This window comes from Planktothrix sp. FACHB-1355, assembly GCF_014748295.1.
GTDB lineage: Bacteria > Cyanobacteriota > Cyanobacteriia > Cyanobacteriales > Aerosakkonemataceae > Aerosakkonema > Aerosakkonema funiforme_A.
The window spans coordinates 1-4,365 of sequence record NZ_JACJUP010000542.1; the positions used below are offsets into that span (position 1 = coordinate 1).

At 43.5% G+C, this 4,365-nt stretch carries 6 protein-coding genes; 4 read left to right on the forward strand and 2 right to left on the reverse strand.

The features are described 5' to 3' along the window. On the reverse strand, window positions 1-1,520 hold a 1,520-nt coding region (locus H6S82_RS20220), incomplete at its 3' end, for an NACHT domain-containing protein (RefSeq protein ID WP_191056619.1). Window positions 1,521-1,836: 316 nt separating this feature from the next. Between H6S82_RS20220 and H6S82_RS20225 the strand changes: the two genes are divergently transcribed. Together H6S82_RS20225 and H6S82_RS20230 are read left to right on the forward strand one after the other, a co-directional pair. Further along, window positions 1,837-2,043 carry a hypothetical protein gene (locus H6S82_RS20225; RefSeq protein WP_190475079.1) on the forward strand — a complete coding sequence of 69 codons (207 nt, stop codon included), beginning with the start codon at window positions 1,837-1,839 and terminating at the stop codon, window positions 2,041-2,043. 44 nt (window positions 2,044-2,087) lie between these two features. Next, complete coding sequence (locus tag H6S82_RS20230) at window positions 2,088-2,330, forward strand: NfeD family protein (RefSeq protein ID WP_190475081.1); 243 nt, start codon at window positions 2,088-2,090, stop codon at window positions 2,328-2,330. A 65-nt stretch (window positions 2,331-2,395) separates the two neighbouring features. Here the strand turns inward: H6S82_RS20230 and H6S82_RS20235 are convergent, their stop codons facing one another. Continuing rightward, window positions 2,396-3,556, reverse strand: coding sequence for a tyrosine-type recombinase/integrase (locus H6S82_RS20235; RefSeq protein WP_191056620.1), 1,161 nt, complete (start codon window positions 3,554-3,556; stop codon window positions 2,396-2,398). Between the two features lie 119 nt (window positions 3,557-3,675). Between H6S82_RS20235 and H6S82_RS20240 the strand changes: the two genes are divergently transcribed. Continuing rightward, entirely contained in the window at window positions 3,676-3,822 is a 147-nt protein-coding gene (locus H6S82_RS20240; RefSeq protein WP_190475085.1) for a hypothetical protein, read from the forward strand. A gap of 48 nt (window positions 3,823-3,870) precedes the next feature. Next, on the forward strand, window positions 3,871-4,293 hold the full coding sequence (locus H6S82_RS20245; protein WP_190475088.1) for a DEAD/DEAH box helicase family protein: 423 nt from the start codon (window positions 3,871-3,873) through the stop codon (window positions 4,291-4,293). The last annotated feature ends 72 nt before the right edge of the window (window positions 4,294-4,365 follow it).

Sequence of the window (4,365 nt, forward strand, 5' to 3'; positions counted from 1 at the left end):
TTAATTAAGATTTGTTTTAACTGTTCTTGCAAACTGCTCTGGTTGCGAACTACTTGCCGTAAGTTTTCAAGGATTTTTTCGATTGTTGTTTGATTTTCGCTTTCAGGTTCCTTGTTATTTTCTAATTCAATTTTCAAGCAATAACGTTTAATAAGTGCCAATTTTTCTTTATTTACATTTCTAATTAATCCGAGAATTTCTGCTGTTATTTCCTCTACCAACTGGTTTTTCACAAACTCCATTACTACTGGTGGTAGTGTAAAACCAGACGAGGTTTTCTCGATTAGCGATCGCCTTCCTAGAGATTCCAAAGCTTCAAATAACTTCAATTCGGATATTGGTATCCAAATATTAGTTTTCAAGTCGGTTAGAAAAATAGGATACCCTACAATTGCCAGCCAATTAGCAATTTCTTTTTCCAACTCTGATAACCGCTCGAATTCTTCTTGGATTAAGTCTCGCATATCTCGCAATACCAAGGTGGGGCGCTGCTTGAGAAATTGCAGCACGCTGCCACAAAATACTTCTTGAATCGTAGTAGAGACGATTTTCAAAGCAAGGGGATTACCCCGATATAGTTTAATTAGATTTCCCCATTTTGGTTCATCTTTTAGCCGCTTCGATTTTAAAATTTCGGCAGCTTCATCATCCTTCAAACCAGCCAGTTGCCACGAACGAACTGGAAGGTTTTCTCCTTCTTCCAAAGCAATTTCGCGCGGTTTTTCTGTACTGGTAAGAATCAGACAACTCTGGTGCGGTTCTTCTCCTAATCGCCGCAGCAGTTCTCCATATCCTTTGTATTTTTCCTCGTAATGTCCGGCAAAATCTCCGCGTCGGAGAATGGTTTCTAAGTTATCCAAGATCACCAAACAACGAGAAGCTTTGAAGTGTTCCAGTAACAGAGAAATCCGCTCGTCTAAACTTTCTGGTAAAAATGGTTTGCGTTGGTGAGATAAAAATTGCAGTAAGTTGCCAATAAAATCTCTTGCTGGTGTTGTATGACGCAGCGATCGCCAAATCACGCAGTCAAAATTATCCTGTAGTTGTTGCGCCAGCTTCACCGATAAGGCAGTTTTGCCAATTCCGATCGTCCCCAGTAGCGCCACTACTCGGCAATGTTCCTCGACAATCCAATGCGATAGTTGCGTTAAATCTTCGCTACGACCGTAGAAAATAGAAACATCCGGTGCTTCACTCCAATCTTGACGCGATTGTGCGATCGCAGTTTCACCGCTCGCAGGTTCCGTTGATACATCAAAATTAAATTGCTTTTGCTCTTTTTGGTATAAAGATACGAGGATTTGTTGCAATTTGGCTAATTTTCCCGGCCCAGCGCCAGTAATGCGAAATTTTTTGTAAACTTCGCCTAATCTTTTCCGGACAGCTTCCGGTCTAATGTCCAGTTTAGTTGCGATCGCCAAAATCGATTCGCCCTCCAAAGCTAGGGACAACGCCTCTAGTTCCGTCTCCGATACGCCTTGGGAGCTTGCTATAGCTTTCAGAAAATCTAAGGGAATCAAAGTAGTACGCTCACTCTAGCCGATGATATTTTATTATATTCTTATAAGTGAGTAATTAGCTGCTGTGGAGATATTTCTCACTTTCATTTTTTGCTTTAAGGCTTCTCCCAGCCAGCAGAATCTCCTCCCGAACAAATCGGGCAGTTGGCGATCCTCCATCTTTCTTTTCATCCACCGCCACCAGACTTTACATTTCGGGCTTGACAAAAATCAGGTTTCACATTTAAATAATCACTTAAGTGAATGGAATGAGATTTGGCAACAGCCTGCACCTACTTCTCAAGGTGCAGGCCAGACACTTTCATGGAGGTAGAGGGTGGTTCGGATTCGCGAAGTTGTCCAACAAGCTTTGAAGACGGGTTATCTGACCGTGGAAGCAGAAGCGCAATTGCGGCAGTTATTAGCTTCTAAATACGACTCGGAAGATTTAAACGCTTTTATGAAGTTGCAGCAAGCAGCGATGAGGGGTTATGTGAGACAAGCTTCACGGGAATTACTTTACTCTCGGCGAGAGTGCCCTTAATTTTCCACTGTTTCCCAAGTCTAATCCTTTTGGAGCTATCGACAATGAAAAGTTTATTTATTCCTTCTGAAGTTGAAGTTTTCCCAGAACCTGTTATTGGTACGGTAGACAAGGTAATTTCACCTCAGAAACCCGGACGAGTTAGGTGTTTGGGTAGCTGTTGGCCTGCTCAATTATATCAAGTGAATTGCCAAGCAACTATTCTGCCAGAAGAATCGGTGAATATTGTTGCCATTCAAGGAATTACTTTGCTTGTCGTCCCTTTAATTTCTCATTGCTCTAGTTGAACTGGCGCACTGAAGATGAGGATAAGGATAAATAAGATAATGTCTGCGATCGCGTTGCTCTGAGTTTAGACAAAGTTATTAGTCGAATCTTCAACTTTTCCCTCCCTACGCTGGGGCGGCAAAGGTCGATCGCTCCTACTCAACAACCTCTCATAAGCCTGCTGGTAGTGATACTCATCTATCCAAGCATGATAAGTCTGAATGTGAATCGCCACCGAATGACCCATCTGCTTGGCCGCCAGCGACACCTCCAATCCGTACTGGATACTTCTTGCCGCCCAAGCATGGCGAAGATCATAAGGTTTAAACTCCATACCCTGCCGTCGAAAATATTGACATACCCTATGTCCCAACTCCTTATTACTTGCAGCGTTGACGTTGGGTACTGCCACATCCATCAGCGACCATTCTTGGACCCATTCCGGATGCAGCGGCCAAACTTTTCTTTCTCCAGTTTTTCCCTCCAACACCTTCACCACCCCCGACCCTTTCTGAAAATCTACCAAATCCAAATGAAACACCTCATGCGGTCGCAGCCCATAAGTCGCTATCATCCCGAAACACCACTGCCACGCCCTTTTTGAGAGCTTCTCGTACCAAAATAATATCGCTTCATCGCTTGGTAAATTTCGTTTCTGCACTTTTGTGGGAGAATAATCCCCACTAAACCTTTTGGCATCGAACTTAAAATCGGCGAATTCTACCAACTTATCCAACGCCATACACACCTTCTGCCGCATTCGAGTAGAAGGCGGCACAGACACGATCGCATTCATCAATATTTCTTTGGATAAATAAGAAGAAAGCGGTAATTTACTATACACCTCCACATAATTTGTTTTCCACGTTGAAATTGACTGTGGATTTTTAGCGCGACCGATAAAATAATCTTTCTCTAATTCGCTCACCCATTCTCCAATCGTCTTATTTTCTCGTCCGACCCCGGTATGACGTAAATAAGGCCACCAAGAAAACTCCCCTACGGAAAGAAGCCCTCCTACTTTGCGGGCTTCTTTTTCTGCCGTCCTCATCCCAGCCGATGTCGCTTCAATCCCCAAAGCAATTTCCTGCTGATGCGGTTTATCTTTATCACTACCCGGACGCGGCGGCAAAGTTCCTCGTAAATACAACCGATTGCCTTTTTGGATAATCGTTACTCCAATTTGGCCAGCCTTCAATCTTTGATTGACTGCACTTAATTGATTTGACGGAGAAGGAGAACTCATTTGACATTTTTTGTTCATTCTAGTATAATTACCAACAAATATTTCCTATCGCAGCCAACCCTACTAGCGATCGCGAGTTAAAGATATAGAATCGGGAGAGGGAGTTGGCTTAAGTAATCGTGTCAAAAAAACCATCTGTTGGGCTACGCTGGGGCGGAATACCTACTGATGGGGGTGGGGACTGGAAAAAGCGTAATTATAGAGTGCCTGCCATACATATTGGGCCAGCAGATGACAGGACGACAGGCGATCGTATGCGTGGATAACTGTACCCTACGCGATACGCGCTATCGCGCACGCTACGCGAACGCATCATGCAAGACTTTCCTACTTTACCTGTTACCCACGTACCGATTTATCAATCTTGGCCACTTTACAACCTGGATATTTTACCACCTGGCGTACCGCCACCATCTCTAGCAGAACTGAAAGCAGAGCAATGGCGCAGTTATGCTTTTAATTTGGATAGAGTCGATCTTGTGGTAGTTAACCGCCAATTTTTAGTCAATCTGCTCGATCGCGGCGAGATAAATCCAGCGAATGTAGGATTATTAATAATTGACGAAGCGCACCATGCTAGCGCGGCTTCCTATACCAAGATTATCAATTACTTTAATTCCAGTTTGTTAGTATTTTTAACAGGCTCTCGGTTTCGTTCCGATAGCAAACCGATTCCGCATATTCAGTATACGACTATAGAAGATACATCGGAAACTGGACAAATAATAACACGGTAAGTAGTCGGACAAAAGTAATCGACACTGTATGAACTTTTGTTAAGGCACTTGCAGGAGTGCGATCGCTACCCA

What these genes read in the sequence shown, in the direction of transcription:
- H6S82_RS20235 (WP_191056620.1), bottom strand. Translation starts at nt 3,556, where the DNA reads ATGAGTTCTCCTTCTCCGTCAAATCAATTAAGTGCAGTCAATCAAAGA.
- H6S82_RS20245 (WP_190475088.1), top strand. Translation starts at nt 3,871, where the DNA reads ATGCAAGACTTTCCTACTTTACCTGTTACCCACGTACCGATTTATCAA.
- H6S82_RS20230 (WP_190475081.1), top strand. Translation starts at nt 2,088, where the DNA reads ATGAAAAGTTTATTTATTCCTTCTGAAGTTGAAGTTTTCCCAGAACCT.